Annotated in this window: 15 protein-coding genes; 9 read left to right on the top strand and 6 right to left on the bottom strand. The window is 69.9% G+C overall.

What is annotated here, in order from left to right:
- The first annotated feature begins 178 nt into the window (after positions 1 to 178).
- On the top strand, positions 179 to 1075 hold the full coding sequence (locus AB0H78_RS18875; RefSeq protein WP_363235551.1) for an NYN domain-containing protein: 897 nt from the start codon (positions 179 to 181) through the stop codon (positions 1073 to 1075).
- A 10-nt stretch (positions 1076 to 1085) separates the two neighbouring features.
- On the opposite strand, the gene AB0H78_RS18870 is transcribed toward AB0H78_RS18875, so the two are convergent.
- Together AB0H78_RS18870 and AB0H78_RS18865 are read right to left on the bottom strand one after the other, a co-directional pair.
- Positions 1086 to 1922: an alpha/beta hydrolase gene (locus AB0H78_RS18870; RefSeq protein WP_363235550.1), complete on the bottom strand. Its 837-nt coding sequence runs from the start codon at positions 1920 to 1922 to the stop codon at positions 1086 to 1088.
- An 88-nt stretch (positions 1923 to 2010) separates the two neighbouring features.
- Complete coding sequence (locus AB0H78_RS18865; RefSeq protein ID WP_363235549.1) at positions 2011 to 3828, bottom strand: DEAD/DEAH box helicase; 1818 nt, start codon at positions 3826 to 3828, stop codon at positions 2011 to 2013.
- A 423-nt stretch (positions 3829 to 4251) separates the two neighbouring features.
- On the opposite strand from AB0H78_RS18865, the gene AB0H78_RS18860 reads away from it, so the two are divergent.
- Positions 4252 to 4998 (top strand): ferritin-like fold-containing protein, encoded by a 747-nt coding sequence (locus tag AB0H78_RS18860; RefSeq protein ID WP_363235548.1) that lies wholly within the window; start codon positions 4252 to 4254, stop codon positions 4996 to 4998.
- A 12-nt stretch (positions 4999 to 5010) separates the two neighbouring features.
- On the opposite strand, the gene AB0H78_RS18855 is transcribed toward AB0H78_RS18860, so the two are convergent.
- The 4 genes from AB0H78_RS18855 to AB0H78_RS18840 form a co-directional block, all read right to left on the bottom strand.
- Positions 5011 to 5286 carry a hypothetical protein gene (locus AB0H78_RS18855; RefSeq protein ID WP_363235658.1) on the bottom strand — a complete coding sequence of 92 codons (276 nt, stop codon included), beginning with the start codon at positions 5284 to 5286 and terminating at the stop codon, positions 5011 to 5013.
- A 143-nt stretch (positions 5287 to 5429) separates the two neighbouring features.
- Entirely contained in the window at positions 5430 to 5657 is a 228-nt protein-coding gene (locus AB0H78_RS18850) for a DUF3107 domain-containing protein (RefSeq protein WP_363235547.1), read from the bottom strand.
- A 121-nt stretch (positions 5658 to 5778) separates the two neighbouring features.
- Positions 5779 to 6420, bottom strand: a complete 642-nt coding sequence (locus tag AB0H78_RS18845; protein WP_363235545.1) for a TetR/AcrR family transcriptional regulator — start codon at positions 6418 to 6420, stop codon at positions 5779 to 5781.
- Between the two features lie 146 nt (positions 6421 to 6566).
- Positions 6567 to 6743, bottom strand: coding sequence for a hypothetical protein (locus tag AB0H78_RS18840; protein WP_363235544.1), 177 nt, complete (start codon positions 6741 to 6743; stop codon positions 6567 to 6569).
- A gap of 123 nt (positions 6744 to 6866) precedes the next feature.
- Between AB0H78_RS18840 and AB0H78_RS18835 the strand changes: the two genes are divergently transcribed.
- The 7 genes from AB0H78_RS18835 to AB0H78_RS18805 all read left to right on the top strand — a co-directional run bounded on the left by AB0H78_RS18835 (position 6867) and on the right by AB0H78_RS18805 (position 14709).
- Positions 6867 to 7823, top strand: coding sequence for an alpha/beta hydrolase (locus tag AB0H78_RS18835; RefSeq protein WP_363235543.1), 957 nt, complete (start codon positions 6867 to 6869; stop codon positions 7821 to 7823).
- Between the two features lie 149 nt (positions 7824 to 7972).
- Positions 7973 to 8989 (top strand): DUF3152 domain-containing protein, encoded by a 1017-nt coding sequence (locus AB0H78_RS18830; RefSeq protein ID WP_363235542.1) that lies wholly within the window; start codon positions 7973 to 7975, stop codon positions 8987 to 8989.
- Between the two features lie 67 nt (positions 8990 to 9056).
- Positions 9057 to 9152, top strand: a complete 96-nt coding sequence (locus AB0H78_RS18825; RefSeq protein WP_363235541.1) for an Ms4533A family Cys-rich leader peptide — start codon at positions 9057 to 9059, stop codon at positions 9150 to 9152.
- A gap of 178 nt (positions 9153 to 9330) precedes the next feature.
- Complete coding sequence (locus AB0H78_RS18820) at positions 9331 to 11058, top strand: ABC transporter substrate-binding protein (RefSeq protein WP_363235540.1); 1728 nt, start codon at positions 9331 to 9333, stop codon at positions 11056 to 11058.
- Between the two features lie 2 nt (positions 11059 to 11060).
- Positions 11061 to 12050, top strand: a complete 990-nt coding sequence (locus AB0H78_RS18815) for an ABC transporter permease (RefSeq protein ID WP_363235539.1) — start codon at positions 11061 to 11063, stop codon at positions 12048 to 12050.
- On the top strand, positions 12047 to 13036 hold the full coding sequence (locus tag AB0H78_RS18810) for an ABC transporter permease (protein ID WP_363235538.1): 990 nt from the start codon (positions 12047 to 12049) through the stop codon (positions 13034 to 13036). The genes AB0H78_RS18815 and AB0H78_RS18810 overlap by 4 nt, the downstream gene beginning before the upstream one ends.
- A complete protein-coding gene (locus AB0H78_RS18805) occupies positions 13033 to 14709 on the top strand; it encodes an ABC transporter ATP-binding protein (protein WP_363235536.1) in 1677 nt (558 codons plus the stop codon). The genes AB0H78_RS18810 and AB0H78_RS18805 overlap by 4 nt, the downstream gene beginning before the upstream one ends.
- Positions 14710 to 14793 lie beyond the last annotated feature (84 nt).

Genomic DNA, 14793 nt, shown 5'->3' with positions numbered 1-14793 from the left:
ATTGCCCGTCCGTTAAGAGTGGATTGCGTGACTACAGTGCCGCACGTTCCATATGGGTCCAACGGCTTGCCTTCCTCAAACATTCCCTACGCTAAGGAAAAGTTTCGCGAGCCTAATTACTGACCGGTAGTGCGACCGGTTGTGCCCTGAGCGTGACGCCCGGGACAATGGGCGGCGTATGAATGACGAAGCAGACATCAGCGCTCACCTGCAGCGCACCAACGACCTCCTCACGCGCATGCTCGCCGAGGTGGCGAAGACCCCCTCGACGCATGCGATCTTCGTGGACGCCGGATACGTGTACGCGGCGGGCGGACTGCTGGTGACCGGGACCGAGGACCGGAGATCCTTCGATCTCGACGCGGAGGGCCTCATCGAGGCCTTCATCGACAAGGCGCGGATCATCTTCGCGGACAGCCGGCTGCTCCGGGTGTACTGGTACGACGGCGCCCGGCGCCGTATCCACACCCCCGAGCAGCAGTCCATCGCCGAGCTCCCCGACGTCAAAGTGCGCCTGGGCAACCTCAACGCCAACAACCAGCAGAAGGGCGTCGACTCCCTGATCCGCACCGATCTGGAGTCCCTCGCCCGCCACCGCGCCATCTCGGACGCGGCCCTGGTCGGCGGCGACGAGGACCTCGTCTCGGCCGTCGAGGCGGCACAGGGATACGGCGCGCGCGTCCACCTCTGGGGCATCGAGGCCGCGGAGGGCATGCGCAACCAGGCCGAACCGCTGCTCTGGGAGGTCGACAGCCAGCGCACCTTCGACCTGGACTTCTGCAAGCCGTACGTGACCCGGCGGCCGGTCACCACGTACGAGCAGGAGTCCACCCCGCTGCCCTCGCGCGAGGACATCCGCTTCGTCGGCGCCCAGATCGCCGCGACCTGGCTCGCGGAGCGGGGGCGTCAGGAGCTGGCCGAACTGCTGCCGAACCGCCCCTATCTGCCGGGCCCGGTCGACCAGGAGCTCCTGGTCGACGCGGAGCGCCTGCTCCAGCGGTCGCTGCGCGGGCACGGGGACCTGCGGCGGGCGCTGCGCGACGGCTTCTGGAACCACCTGCAGTCCCAGTACTAGAGGCCGCGTACTAGAGGCCGCTCCAGAACGCCGCGAGCGCGGCGGCGGTCTCGGCGGGCCGGTCGGTGTTGGGGGAGTGCTCGGCTCCGGCGATCACGGTCCGCCGTGCGCCGAGCCGTCGGGTCATCTCGTCCAGGAGCGGCACCGGCCAGGTGTCGTCGCGTTCGCCCGAGACGATGTGCCGGGGCAGGGCGATGGCGGCGAGTTCGTCGGTGCGGTCCGGCTCGGTCACCAACTGGCGTCCGGTGGCGATGAGTTGGGCCGGGTTGTGCAGCAGCCACCGTCGGCGCATGTCGCCGTCGTCGCCGTCCGCCTCGCCGGGCGGGTCCATGGCCCGCATCGCCTCCCACACCTGCTCCATGTCCATCACCGCGAGCGCGTCGCCGAGCAGCTTGATCTTCTGCTGCTGCTCGGCGGTGACCTGGGCGGGGCCCGATGACATGAGGGTGAGCGAGGCGAAGGGGCTCGGGTCGAGGAGTACGGCGGCGCGGGCGATCTGCCCGCCCAGGGAGTGCCCGACGAGGTGCACGGGGGTCGCGAGGGCGCGGGCCTGGGCGATGACGTCCCTGGCCAACTCGCCCTGCCCGTAAGCCTCCTGATCGGCGCCCCCGGCGGACTCGTACTGCCCGCGTCCGTCCACGGCGACCGTACGGAACCCGGCGTCGGCCAGCGGCTCCAGCATCGCGATGAAGTCCTCCTTGCTGCCGGTGTATCCGGGGAGGAGGAGGGCGGTGCCGTGCGCCTGCCGCGCGGGTGCGGTGTCCAGTACGGCGAAGTCGCCGCGGGTGGTGGCGAGGGCGTACGCGCGGGTGCGCGTGGGTGGGCGGAAGGTGGGCGGCCGGCTCATACGACGAGGCTAACCGGGGTGGGGCGGGGAAAGGCCACTGGCCCGGACCTCGAGCGAGGTCCGGGCCAGTGGTGTGGTGCAGGGTGCGTCAGCTTTCGGGCTGGGCCTTCGGGGCGCGTGTGCGACGGCGACGCGGCTTCGCCTCGGCGTCGGCCTCGGGGGCCGCCTCGGCCACCGGCGCCTCGACGGCGACCTTCGGCTTGGCCGGTGCGCGCTTGCGCTTGGGCTTGACCTCGACGTCGGAGACGGCGTCGACCGCCACCTCCGCAGCAACCTTCGGCTTGGCAGCCGCACGCTTGCGCCTGGGCTTCGCCTCGGGCTCGGTCGGCGGGGCGATCTGGAACTGGGGCTCGTCCTCGGCGGCGGGCTTCACCGTACGCGTACGACGACGCTTCGGCTTGACCTCCGCGAGGACCTCGGGCTCGGCCTCGACAACCGGTGCCGCAGTCACGACGGCCGCCTCGGCGACCACGTCCGCGACGGCGACACGCGTACGACGACGGCGCCGCGGCGTGCGCGGACCCTCGGCGACCTCCGCAGCCTCCTCGGCCACAGGTGCGGCCACGGCGACGGCCACGGCTGCCGGTGCGGCGGCCTCCGCCTCGCCGAGCGCCGAACCGTTGCGCGTCCTGCGACGCTGCCGCGGCGTACGCGGCGGGCGCTCCTCCTTGACCGGAGCGGCAGCGGCAGGCGCGGACTTGCGCCCACGGCCACCGGTCTCGCCCAGGTCCTCCATGACCTCGGCACCCAGACCGGCGCGCGTGCGCTCCGCCCGCGGCAGAACACCCTTCGTGCCGACCGGGATGGAGAGGAGTTCATAGAGGTGCTCGGAGGTGGAGTACGTCTCCTCCGGCTCGTCGAACGGCAGGTCGAGCGCCTTGTTGATCAGCTTCCAGCGCGGGATGTCGTCCCAGTCGACGAGGGTGATCGCCGTACCCGACTTGCCCGCGCGGCCGGTGCGGCCGATCCGGTGCAGGTACGTCTTCTCGTCCTCGGGGGACTGGTAGTTGATGACGTGCGTGACGTTGTCGACGTCGATGCCGCGCGCGGCGACATCGGTGCAGACCAGCACGTCGATCTTGCCGTTGCGGAAGGCCCGCAGCGCCTGCTCGCGCGCACCCTGGCCGAGGTCGCCGTGGACGGCGCCGGAGGAGAAGCCACGGGTGGCCAGCTGCTCGGCGATGTCGGCGGCGGTCCGCTTCGTACGGCAGAAGATCATCGCGAGACCGCGGCCGTCGGCCTGCAGGATGCGCGAGACCAGCTCCGGCTTGTCCATGGAGTGGGCGCGGAAGATGTGCTGCTTGATGTTGGCGACGGTCTGGCCCTCGCCGTCGGGCGAGGTCGCCCGGATGTGCGTCGGCTGCGACATGTAGCGACGGGCCAGGCCGATGACCGCGCCGGGCATGGTCGCGGAGAACAGCATGGTCTGACGCTTGGGCGGCAGCAGGTTCATGATGCGCTCGACGTCGGGCAGGAAGCCCAGGTCCAGCATCTCGTCGGCCTCGTCGAGGACGAGCGCGCGGATGTGACCGAGGTTGAGCTTCTTCTGGCCCGCCAGGTCGAGCAGTCGGCCCGGGGTGCCGACGATGATGTCGACGCCCTTCTTCAGGGCCTCGACCTGCGGCTCGTACGCCCGGCCGCCGTAAATGGCGAGCACGCGGACGTTGCGCACCTTGCCGGCGGTCTGCAGGTCGTTGGTGACCTGCTGGCACAGCTCGCGGGTGGGGACGACGACGAGCGCCTGCGGGGCGTCGGTCAGCTTCTCCGGCGCGGCACGGCCGGCCTCGACGTCGGCGGGAACGGTGACGCGCTCGAGCAGCGGCAGACCGAAACCGAGCGTCTTGCCGGTGCCGGTCTTGGCCTGGCCGATGACGTCGGAGCCGGAGAGCGCTACGGGAAGCGTCATCTCCTGGATGGGAAAGGGGGACACGATGCCGACGGCTTCAAGCGCTTCGGCGGTCTCGGGGAGAATCCCGAGGTCTCGGAACGTAGTCAGGGTGCTGCCTCTTCTGTGAGACGCGGCCCAAGGCGAACGAGGGGGGTCGTACCGTGCCGATCAGCGCGGGACCACTGCCTTCGCTCAAGCGCTCGTGCCGCTGAGGGGGCCCCTCACATCGGAAAAAGTGAGGGCGGTCGGGTGGAGCCGATCGGGCCACCGACCGGGCATCCTCATTCGGATGACCTGCCGAACTTGTAGAACATTCGACAGGCGCATTACCACTGTACCCCGGATTCGCGCATGTGTGTTGGGTGAAATGAACGAGAGGCCATGGTCACACTGACCGACCGGCACCTTACGCATTCCGCTCAGACGGCTATTCTGCGCTGCATGGAGACGCCTGACACCGCCAAAACCGCCACCGACGAAGCCCCCGCACCGACCGGGATCGCAGCCCAGGACTGGGAGACCGCCGCAGCCGATCCGAAGTACCGCGCGGCTGTCGTGGACCTGCTCGGTGCGCTCGCGTACGGAGAGCTGGCGGCCTTCGAGCGGCTCGCGGAGGACGCCAAGCTCGCGCCCACGCTCGGTGACAAGGCGGCGCTGGCGAAGATGGCGTCGGCCGAGTTCCACCACTTCGAGCGACTGGCCGACCGGCTCACCGCGATCGACGCGGACCCCACGGCCTCGATGGACCCCTTCGCCCAGGCCCTGGACGACTTCCACCGCCAGACCGCGCCGTCCGACTGGCTGGAGGGCCTGGTGAAGGCGTACGTCGGCGACTCGATCGCCAGCGACTTCTACCGCGAGGTCGCGGCCCGCCTGGACACCGACACCCGGGGCCTGGTGCTCGCGGTCCTCGACGACACCGGGCACGGCAACTTCGCGGTGGAGAAGGTCCGTGCGGCCATCGAGGCCGAGCCCCGGGTCGGCGGCCGGCTCGCGCTCTGGGCGCGACGGCTGATGGGCGAGGCCCTGAGCCAGGCGCAGCGCGTGGTCGCTGACCGCGATGCGCTCTCGACGATGCTGGTCGGCGGAGTCGCCGACGGGTTCGACCTGGCCGAGGTCGGCCGGATGTTCTCGCGGATCACGGAAGCCCACACCAAGCGGATGGCTGCGCTGGGCCTGGCTGCGTGACCGCCTGGCTGCTTACGCTGCTGATCGGCGTAGGCGGCCGCCCGCCGGGCGCAGGAGCAGGGACAGCAGGACCACGGCTACCGCCGCCGCTCCGAGCAGTGTGGCGATCACGCCCGCGGCGCTGCCGGGGTCGATCGCCGAGTGGGTCAGGAAGGCGCCGAAGAGGGCGCCGACCGGGCCGGTCACCAGCACCGTGCGGCGTGCGGGCAGTCGGTCGGACAGCCGGTGTGCGGCGGTCCAGGACAGGGCGAGTCCGAGGAGTACGGAGCCGAGGGCTTCCCAGATCATGCTCATGTGGTCCCTCCCGCGAAGCCTGGGCAAATCGGTCGAGGCGGTACTACCCGCGGCTCGCGGAATGCAACCCTCCCGATACCCATGACAACGGCCCGGCGGTGATCACCGCCGGGCCGTTGTCGTACTGCTGAGAGGTGCTACAGGGCGCCGAATCCGACCCGGCGCTGGGCCGGCTCGCCGAGCTCCACATACGCGATGCGGTCGGCCGGCACCAGGACCTTGCGGCCCTTGTCGTCCGAGAGGCTGAGCAGCTTCGCCTTGCCGGACAGGGCGTCCGCTACCGCGAGTTCGACCTCGTCGGCCGACTGTGCGCTCTCCAGAACGATCTCCCGGGGCGTGTGCTGCACACCGATCTTGACCTCCACGGCTATGTCCCTCCGAGTGCTCTGCGGTGCGCGGTCAGCCGCGCTGTACGGATCACCACATTAGCCCGGTGCGGGGACACCCAAGGCGCTGTGCGAACACGCCCGCAGCGAACACGCGGTCTCAGTGCCCGTCGACCCCGTGCAGCGGGAAGCCGGCGATGCCCCGCCAGGCCAGCGAGGTGAGCAGCTGTACGGCGCTGTCGCGCGGGATGGCCGACTCGCTGGAGAGCCAGTAGCGGGCCACCACCTGCGAGACGCCGCCCAGGCCCACCGCGAGGAGCATCGACTCCTCCTTGGAGAGGCCGGTGTCGCCCGCGATGACGTCCGAGATCGCCTCCGCGCACTGCAGCGACACCCGGTCCACGCGCTCGCGCACGGCGGGCTCGTTGGTCAGGTCGGACTCGAAGACGAGACGGAAGGCGCCGCCCTCGTCCTGTACGTACGCGAAGTACGCGTCCATCGTCGCGGCCACGCGCAGCTTGTTGTCCGTGGTGGAGGCCAGCGCCGTGCGGACTGCCAGGAGGAGCGATTCGCAGTGCTGGTCGAGCAGGGCAAGGTACAGGTCCAGCTTGCCCGGGAAGTGCTGGTAGAGCACGGGCTTGCTGACGCCCGCCCGCTCGGCGATGTCGTCCATCGCGGCCGCGTGGTACCCCTGTGCGACAAAAACTTCCTGGGCGGCCCCAAGGAGCTGATTGCGTCGGGCTCGGCGCGGCAGGCGCGTGCCTCGCGGGCGCGCTGCCTCTGTCTGCTCGATGGCTGTCACGCCGCCTCCCAATGTCTCGCTGAACAAGCAAAGCTCTAACGTCGCGCCGCCATCGTACTTTTGAGTAACCGTGCTGTGCGCGGTGCGGACGCAGAATTTCACGGACCGGACAGCCTGTGAAGGTGTTGCCGCTGTTCAGCCACACTTCAGGCGCGGTATTCGTCCTCGTCGAGCGGGACCACGCGCGTCTGTTCGGTCGCGTCCGCCTCGTTGACCACGGCCGGATCGATGGAGGTCAGCGGGTCGTCGTCCTGCGGCGCGAGGTCGGTCTGCTGTTCGGCTGTGTCCGCCGGATCCGCTTCTCGGTAGGGCTCGGTGGGCATGGGATGTCACCTTCCCTCGGGAGCACTCTCCTTACGAGCCTAGGAGTGCCCGTGCTCCGGCGCCAGGCGATCTGTGACTGCGAACACACGATCCAGTGCGTGATCGTCTCGTAACATCGCCTTATGTCTTCGACCGAGCTGCCGGGAATCGCCACGTCCGTGGCACCCAAGGTGAGCGCCGTCCGCATCGCCGAGGGGGAGAAGCTGCGGACCTCCGTGCTCCCCGGACTGACGCTGAACGTGCGCTCCAGGCCCGGAGCACGGCCCGGCCTTGAGCCCGCACTGTTCGTGCACGGGCTCGGTGGGTCGTCCCAGAACTGGTCCGCGCTGATGCCGCTGGTCGACGATCTGGTCGACGGCGAGGCGCTGGACCTGCCCGGTTTCGGGGACTCCCCGCCGCCGGACTCGGGGGACTACTCGATCACCGGGCACGCGCGTGCCGTCATCCGCCACCTCGACGCGAGCGGGCGCGGGCCCGTGCACCTCGTCGGGAACTCGCTGGGCGGGGCCGTCTCGACGCGGATCGCCGCTGTCCGGCCCGATCTCGTACGCACCCTCACCCTCGTCTCGCCGGCCCTGCCGGAGCTGCGCGCCCAGCGCACCGCATGGCCGACCGTGCTGGTCGCGGTGCCCGGGGTCGCCGGAATGTTTGCGAAGATGACGAAGGACTGGACGGCCGAGCAGCGCACCCTCGGGGTGATGTCGCTCTGTTACGGGGATCCGGGCCGGGTGAGCGAGGAAGGGCTGCGCAACGCGGTCGACGAGATGGAGCGCAGGCTCCAACTCCCCTATTTCTGGGACGCGATGGCGCGTTCCGCGCGGGGGATCGTGGATGCGTACACCCTGGGCGGCCAGCACGGACTGTGGCGGCAGGCGGAGCGGGTGCTCGCGCCGACGCTGCTGGTGTACGGCGGCCGGGACCAGCTCGTCTCGTACCGTATGGCGCGCAGGGCGGCGAAGGCTTTCCGGGGGTCGCGGCTGCTGTCACTGCCCGACGCCGGGCATGTGGCGATGATGGAGTACCCCGAGACGGTCGCGACGGCCTTCCGGGAATTGCTGGACGATTGCAGTAGGAGCTGATCCCGGGCGTGGGACGTCATAGCCGCCGAGGTGCCACCGGCACCGGCACCGCCGACACGGGGCCCATACCCGTCGGCGAAAGATCGCCGGTACGGACCGAACAGGGGTCCGGCCGACGCAGGAGGGCACCGGAGCAGACGCATGCGCCGGTGCGCGGCGGGCATCCCGAGCACCGTGAGTGGGGCGCCGCGCCGATGCCTCAGCGGTACGGCGACTGGCAGGGCGGACCGGGTGCGCAGGGCGGTCCTTCGCGCGTGCCGGGGCCGCGGCGGGAGTTCGTGCAGGCCTTCGAGGCTCCGTCGACCGAGCGCGAGCGGGAGCCCGAGTACGCGCCGATCGTTCCCGCGCCCGGGCCGGAGACCGCGAAGGGCGGCAAGGGGCGGGCCTTCACCGGGATCGCCGCCGCAGCGGTGACCACGGTGCTCGCCGTGGTGGTGGCCGGGCAGGTCGCCTCGGGCAGCGGGACGTCGCACACCGACGCACAGAGCTCCGCGACCGGCCGGGGCGACAGCTCCGCCGCCTCGCGCGGGGAGCACCGGGCCACGCCGGAGGCCGCCGCTCTCCTCACGTACGACCAGAAGATGGCCAAGCAGTACCCGCTGGACGCGAAGCTGACGGCGTCGGGTGATTTCGCGACGGTGCCGGGGGCGGCGAAGGCGCCGGGGGCCGGGCGCAAGTACCGCTATCGGGTCGATGTCGAGAAGGGGCTCGGGCTCGACGGCGCGCTTTTCGCCGAGGCGATCCAGAAAACCCTGAACGACAACCGGAGTTGGGCGCACAACGGCGCCAAGACCTTCGAGCGGATATCCACCGGGACACCGGATTTCGTCATCACTCTGGCCAGCCCGGGGACCACCGCGAAATGGTGCATGAAGTCTCAGCTCGATACGGCTGAGGAGAATGTGTCGTGCGATTCTGCGGCCACCGAGCGCGTCATGATCAATGCGTATCGCTGGGCGCAGGGGTCCGACACCTATGGCGCCGACAAAATGTTCCTTTACCGGCAAATGCTGATCAATCACGAGGTCGGTCACCGGCTCGGCCACTCGCATGTGAACTGCACCACCCCGGGCGCGCTCGCGCCCGTCATGCAGCAGCAGACCAAGTCCCTCGACATCGGCGGGATCAAGTGCAAGGCCAACCCCTGGGTGTATCCCACCAGTTGAGGCGGGGTGGCGACGGGCGCCTTATGTCACATTGACATCGAGTGTGTGTTCGTTCATATTTCTCCTCATGTCGCACCGCCTCGTTTCCTCCGATCACGCCGCCATAGAGCTGGCGCTGATCGGCGTGACCGGGCACAGCGTCGCCGACATTCTCTGTCGCTGACGCCTGCCCTGGCGTGCGTCGGCTTCTGCCTCTTTCTGCCGCGCCCGGGCATCACCTGCCCGCAGGCGCGGCATTTCCGTATGTCTGAACAGTCCGGTCCCGGACCTCGGTTGCTGCTGCCTGCGCGGATATTCCCTTTCCGTAGTTTCTCCGCAGTGCACCGAGAGGTCTTCTTCCCATGCGTCATCTGTCCCCACGTACAGCGTCCGCGGTGGCCGCAGGTCTGGTCCTGGCCCTGGGCGCGGCAGCGTGCGCCGGGCCCAAGGGCAGCGACAGCGGCTCCGGTTCCGGATCCGGCGGCGCCGCGGGCAAGCCCGCCAAGGGCGGCACGCTCACCGTCCTCAACAGCCAGCCGCAGGAGGACTTCGACCCGGCGCGGCTCTACACCTCGGGCGGCGGCAACGTCCCCTCGCTGGTCTTCCGTACGCTCACCACCCGCAACCGCGAGGACGGCGCCGCGGGTGCGAAGGTCGTACCCGACCTCGCGACCGACCTGGGCACGCCCAGCAAGAACGCCACCGTGTGGACGTACACGCTCAAGGACGGGCTGAAGTACGAGGACGGCACGGCCATCACCAGTGCCGACATCAAGTACGGCATCGAGCGGTCCTTCGCCGCCGAACTCTCGGGCGGCGCACCGTACTTGAGGGACTGGCTGATCGGCGGGGCCGACTACCAGGGCCCGTACAAGGACAAGAAGGGCCTTGCCTCCATCGAGGTCCCGGACGCGAAGACCATCGTCTTCCACCTGAACAAGCCCGAGGGCGAATTCCCCTACCTGGCCACGCAGACGCAGACCACTCCGGTCCCGAAGGCCAAGGACACCGGCACGAAGTACGAGGAGCACCCGGTCTCGTCAGGACCGTACAAGGTCGTCAAGAACGAGAACGACGGCGAGCGGCTGACCCTGGAGCGCAACGCGTACTGGTCCGCGGCGACCGACGAGGAGCGCAAGGCGTACCCGGACACCATCGACGTCCGCTCCGGGCTCGACTCCTCCGTGATCAACCAGCGGCTGTCGTCCTCGCAGGGCGCGGACGCGGCCGCCGTCACGACGGACACGAACCTCGGTCCGGCGGAGCTGGCCAAGGTCACCGGTGACAAGAAGCTCGCCGCCCGGGTCGGGACGGGCCACTTCGGTTACACCAACTACATCGCCTTCAACCCGAAGGTGAAGCCGTTCGACAACCCGAAGGTGCGCCAGGCGATCTCGTACGCCGTCGACCGCTCCTCGGTCATCAACGCGGCCGGCGGCTCCGCGCTCGCCGAGCCCGCGACCACGTACCTGCCCAACCAGAAGTCCTTCGGCTACACGCCGTACGACCACTTCCCGGCCGGCGCGACGGGTGACGCCGCCAAGGCCAAGCAGCTGCTGAAGGACGCGGGTTACGCGGACGGCCTGACCGTCACCCTCACGCACTCCAACGACAAGGACTTCGAGACCAGCCCGGAGATCGCCACCGCCCTCCAGGACGCTCTCAAGAAGGCCGGGATCACCGTCAAGCTGCAGGGACTCGAAGTCAACGACTACAAGGACAAGACCCGCAGCGCGACGAAGGAGCCCGGCTTCTTCCTCGCCCACTGGGGTGCCGACTGGCCCTCCGGCGGCCCCTTCCTCGCCCCGATCTTCGACGGCCGCCAGATCGTCAAGGACGGCGCGAACTTCAACTCCGGCTTCCTGAACGACGCTTCGGTCAACAAGGAGATCGACGAGATCAACAAGCTGACCGACCTGAGCGCGGCAGCCAAGCGCTGGGGCGCCCTCGACCAGAAGATCGGCGAGCAGGCGCTGACCGTTCCGCTGTTCCACCCGGTCTACAAGCGGCTCTACGGATCCGCCGTCAAGAACATCGTGATCAGCGACTGGACCGGTGTGCTGGACATCTCCCAGGTGGCGGTCAAGTAACAATGAGCGAAGCTCTGTTGGCCAAGGAGGTGGGGGGCGTCGCCGCGGCGGCCCCCGCCCCCGGGGCCCATCGTTTCTGGCGGCGGCTGCGTGCACAGCGCGCCGCCGTCGTGGCGGCCGTGGTCGTCGCTCTGCTGGTGCTGGTCGCCATCGGAGCGCCGCTGCTCACCGCGATCGAGGGGCAGGACCCCAATGCCTACCACCCGGATCTCATCGACTCGGCGCGCGGCGGCGTCCCCGTCGGCACCTTCGGCGGTGTGAGCGGCGACCACTGGCTGGGGATCGAGCCGCAGACCGGACGCGATCTCTTCGCGCGCCTCGTGTACGGGGCCCGCGTCTCGCTCGCGGTCGCCTTCTCCGCGACCCTCCTGCAGGTGGCGCTCGGCGTCTTCTTCGGGGTCGTGGCCGGGCTCGGCAACAAGCTCGTCGACGGTGTGGTCAGCCGGATCACCGATGTCGTGGTCGCCATGCCGCTGATGATCCTCTCGCTGGCCCTGATGGCGATCGTGCCATCGGGCTTTCCGCGTCCGGTGCTGGTCACGCTGGTCATCGGCCTGATCGCCTGGGGCAGCATGGCGAAGATCGTGCGCGCCCAGACGCTGACGCTGAAGTCGCTGGACTACGTGGCCGCGGCCCGGCTGAGCGGCTGGTCCACCTGGCGCATCGCACGGCGCGAGCTGCTGCCGGCGCTGGGTGCGCCCGTCCTCACGTACGCGGCGATCCTCGTCCCCAGCAACATCACCGTGGAGGCGGCGCTCTCCTTCCTGGGCGTCGGGGTGAAGCCGCCGACTCCCTCGTGGGGGCAGATGCTGACCGCGGCGGACGTCTGGTACCAGGCGGCGCCGCAGTACCTGCTGCTGCCCGCCGCGATGTTGTTCATCACCGTGCTCGCGCTGACCGTGCTCGGCGACGGCGTACGGACCGCGCTCGATCCGCGTGCGGCCTCGCGGCTGCGGATCGGTACGGGGCGCAAGCGGGAGGCGTCGGCATGACCGGATTCCTGCTGCGGCGCCTGACCGGAGCCGTCATCACGCTTCTCGCCATCTCGGTGATCATCTATGTGGTCTTCTACGTCGCCCCCGGCAACGTCGCACAGATCACCTGCGGGCCGCGCTGCTCGCCCGTCCAAGTCCAGCAGGTCAGCGACCAGTTGAGGCTCGGGGACCCGCTGTACGTGCAGTACTGGCACTTCCTTCAGGGCATCTTCGTCGGACGCGACTACTCGACCGGGACCTCGGTCATGCACTGCGACGCACCGTGCCTGGGCCTCTCGTACCGCAACGACCAGCAGGTCACCCAGCTCATCTGGACCAAACTGCCGGTGACGGCGTCGCTCGCGCTCGGCGCGATGGTGATGTGGCTGATCCTGGGCGTCGGCACCGGTGTGCTGTCGGCATGGCGGCGCGGGCGGCTGAGCGAGCGCCTGCTGACCGGCGTGACGCTGGCGGGGACGGCAACTCCCGTCTTCGTCATCGGACTTGTGCTGATGATCGTGGTGTGCGGGACGCTGGCCTGGCTGCCGTACCCGACCTATGTGCCGTTCTCCGACGACCCGACGCAGTGGGCGTGGAATCTGCTGCTGCCGTGGCTGTCGCTGGCGCTGATCGAGTCGGCCAAGTACGCGCGGCTGACGCGGGCCTCGATGCTGGAGACGCTGGCCGAGGACCATGTGCGGACCTTCCGGGCGTACGGGGTGAGCGAGCGGAAGATCATCGGGCGGCATGCCCTGCGGGGCGCGCTGGCGCCGGTGATCGCGCTGAACGCCAATGACTTCGGGTCGATGTTCGGGGGCGCGGTCCTCACGGAGTCGCTCTTCAACATCCCCGGGCTCGGGCAGGCGCTCGTGACCGCTGTGAAGGATGTGGATCTGCCCGTGGTCGTCGGGATGGTGCTGGTCACCGGCTTCTTCGTGGTGCTGGCAAACGCTGTCGCCGACGTGCTCTACGCGGTGGCCGACCGACGGGTGGTGCTGTCATGAGTGCACTGGTGGAGGTCACGGACCTCTCGATCGGCTTCGGCGCCGTACAGGCGGTGGACGGGCTGTCCTTCACGCTGGAGGCGGGCGGTGCGCTGGGTGTGGTGGGGGAGTCCGGGTCGGGCAAGAGTGCTTCGGCGTACGCGCTGCTCGGGCTGCACCGGGGGAGCGGGGCTGTGGTGTCGGGCTCGGTGCGGGTGGCCGGGGTCGACGTACAGGCCGCCACCGAGGCGGAGTTGAGGGGGCTGCGCGGCGCTGTCGCCGCGATGGTCTTTCAGGATCCGCTGTCCTCGCTGGACCCGTACTACGCGATCGGCGACCAGATAGCCGAGGTGTACCGGGTCCATGTGAAGGCGTCGCGGCGGGCCGCGCGGGCCCGTGCCGTGGAGGTCCTGGAGCGGGTCGGGATCCCGGATGCGGCGCGGCGGTCGCGGTCGCGGCCGCACGAGTTCAGCGGCGGGATGCGGCAGCGGGCGCTGATCGCGATGGCGCTCGCGTGCGAGCCGCGGCTGCTGATCGCGGACGAGCCGACGACCGCGCTGGACGTGACGGTGCAGGCGCAGATCCTGGACCTGCTGCACGAGTTGCGGGCCGAGACGGGGATGGGGCTGCTGCTGGTCACGCATGACGTGGGGGTGGCCGCGGAGTCGGTCGACGACGTGCTGGTGATGCGGGGCGGGCGGGCCGTGGAGCGGGGGCCCGTCCGGGCTGTGCTGGGTTCGCCTCGCGAGGCGTATACGCGGTCGCTGCTGGCGGCGGTGCCAAGGGTGGAGCAGGTGCGGGCGGACGGGGTCGGGATATCGCAGCCTGCGGCTGCTCGTCCTCAAGCGCCGGACGGGCCTGATATCGCCGGCACCGGCTCGCTCGTGCCGGCACAAGCAGGCCCGAGGGGCGGAGCCCCCAGGGACGGGGCTCTGGTGCGTGGGGTCGGGCTGCGGCAGGTGTTCGGGCGGGGCAAGCACGCCTTCGCCGCCGTCGACGGAGTCGACATCACCCTCCAGCCCGGCGAAACCCTCGGCATCGTCGGCGAAAGCGGCAGCGGCAAGACCACCCTGGGCCGCATGCTCGTCGGCCTGCTGCAGCCCACCTCCGGGACGATCGCCCGGGACGACCGCGTCCAGATGGTCTTCCAGGACCCGGTCTCCTCCCTCAACCCCCGCCGCTCCATCGGCGAATCCGTCGCCGACCCCATGCGCGCACGCGGCGGGCTCGACGACGCCGCCATCCGCGCCCGGGTGCGCGACCTGCTGAAGCGGGTGGGGCTCGACCCCGAGGCGTACGACCGCTATCCGCACGAGTTCAGCGGCGGTCAGCGCCAGCGCGTCGGGATCGCCAGGGCGCTCGCCGCCGACCCCGCGCTGATCGTCTGCGACGAGGCCGTCTCCGCGCTCGACGTCACCACCCAGGCCCAAGTGACCGCGCTGCTCGCTGAGTTGCAGCAGGAGCTCGGGATCGGGCTCGTCTTCATCGCGCACGACCTCGCCGTCGTACGGCAGGTGAGCGACCGGGTCGCCGTCATGCGCAAGGGTCGGATCGTGGAGGAGGGTCCGGTCGCGGAGGTGTACGGCAATCCTCAGGACCCCTACACCCGGCAGCTCCTGGCGGCCGTCCCCGCCCTGGATCCCGCGCTCGCGGCGGTGCGCCGCGCGGCACGCAGGGAGCTGGCCGCAACCTGACTCAACGTGACGAGACCGCACCTTAGCGCGACAGAACGTCAGCGGGGCGGGAAAGTTACGACGGTTCACCCCTTCTGGTGGCGT

The organism is Streptomyces sp. NPDC050738 (assembly GCF_040654175.1).
Taxonomy (GTDB): Bacteria; Actinomycetota; Actinomycetes; order Streptomycetales; family Streptomycetaceae; genus Streptomyces.
The sequence above is the reverse complement of the archived record's forward strand: the minus strand, read 5'-3'. Positions and strand labels throughout refer to the sequence as shown.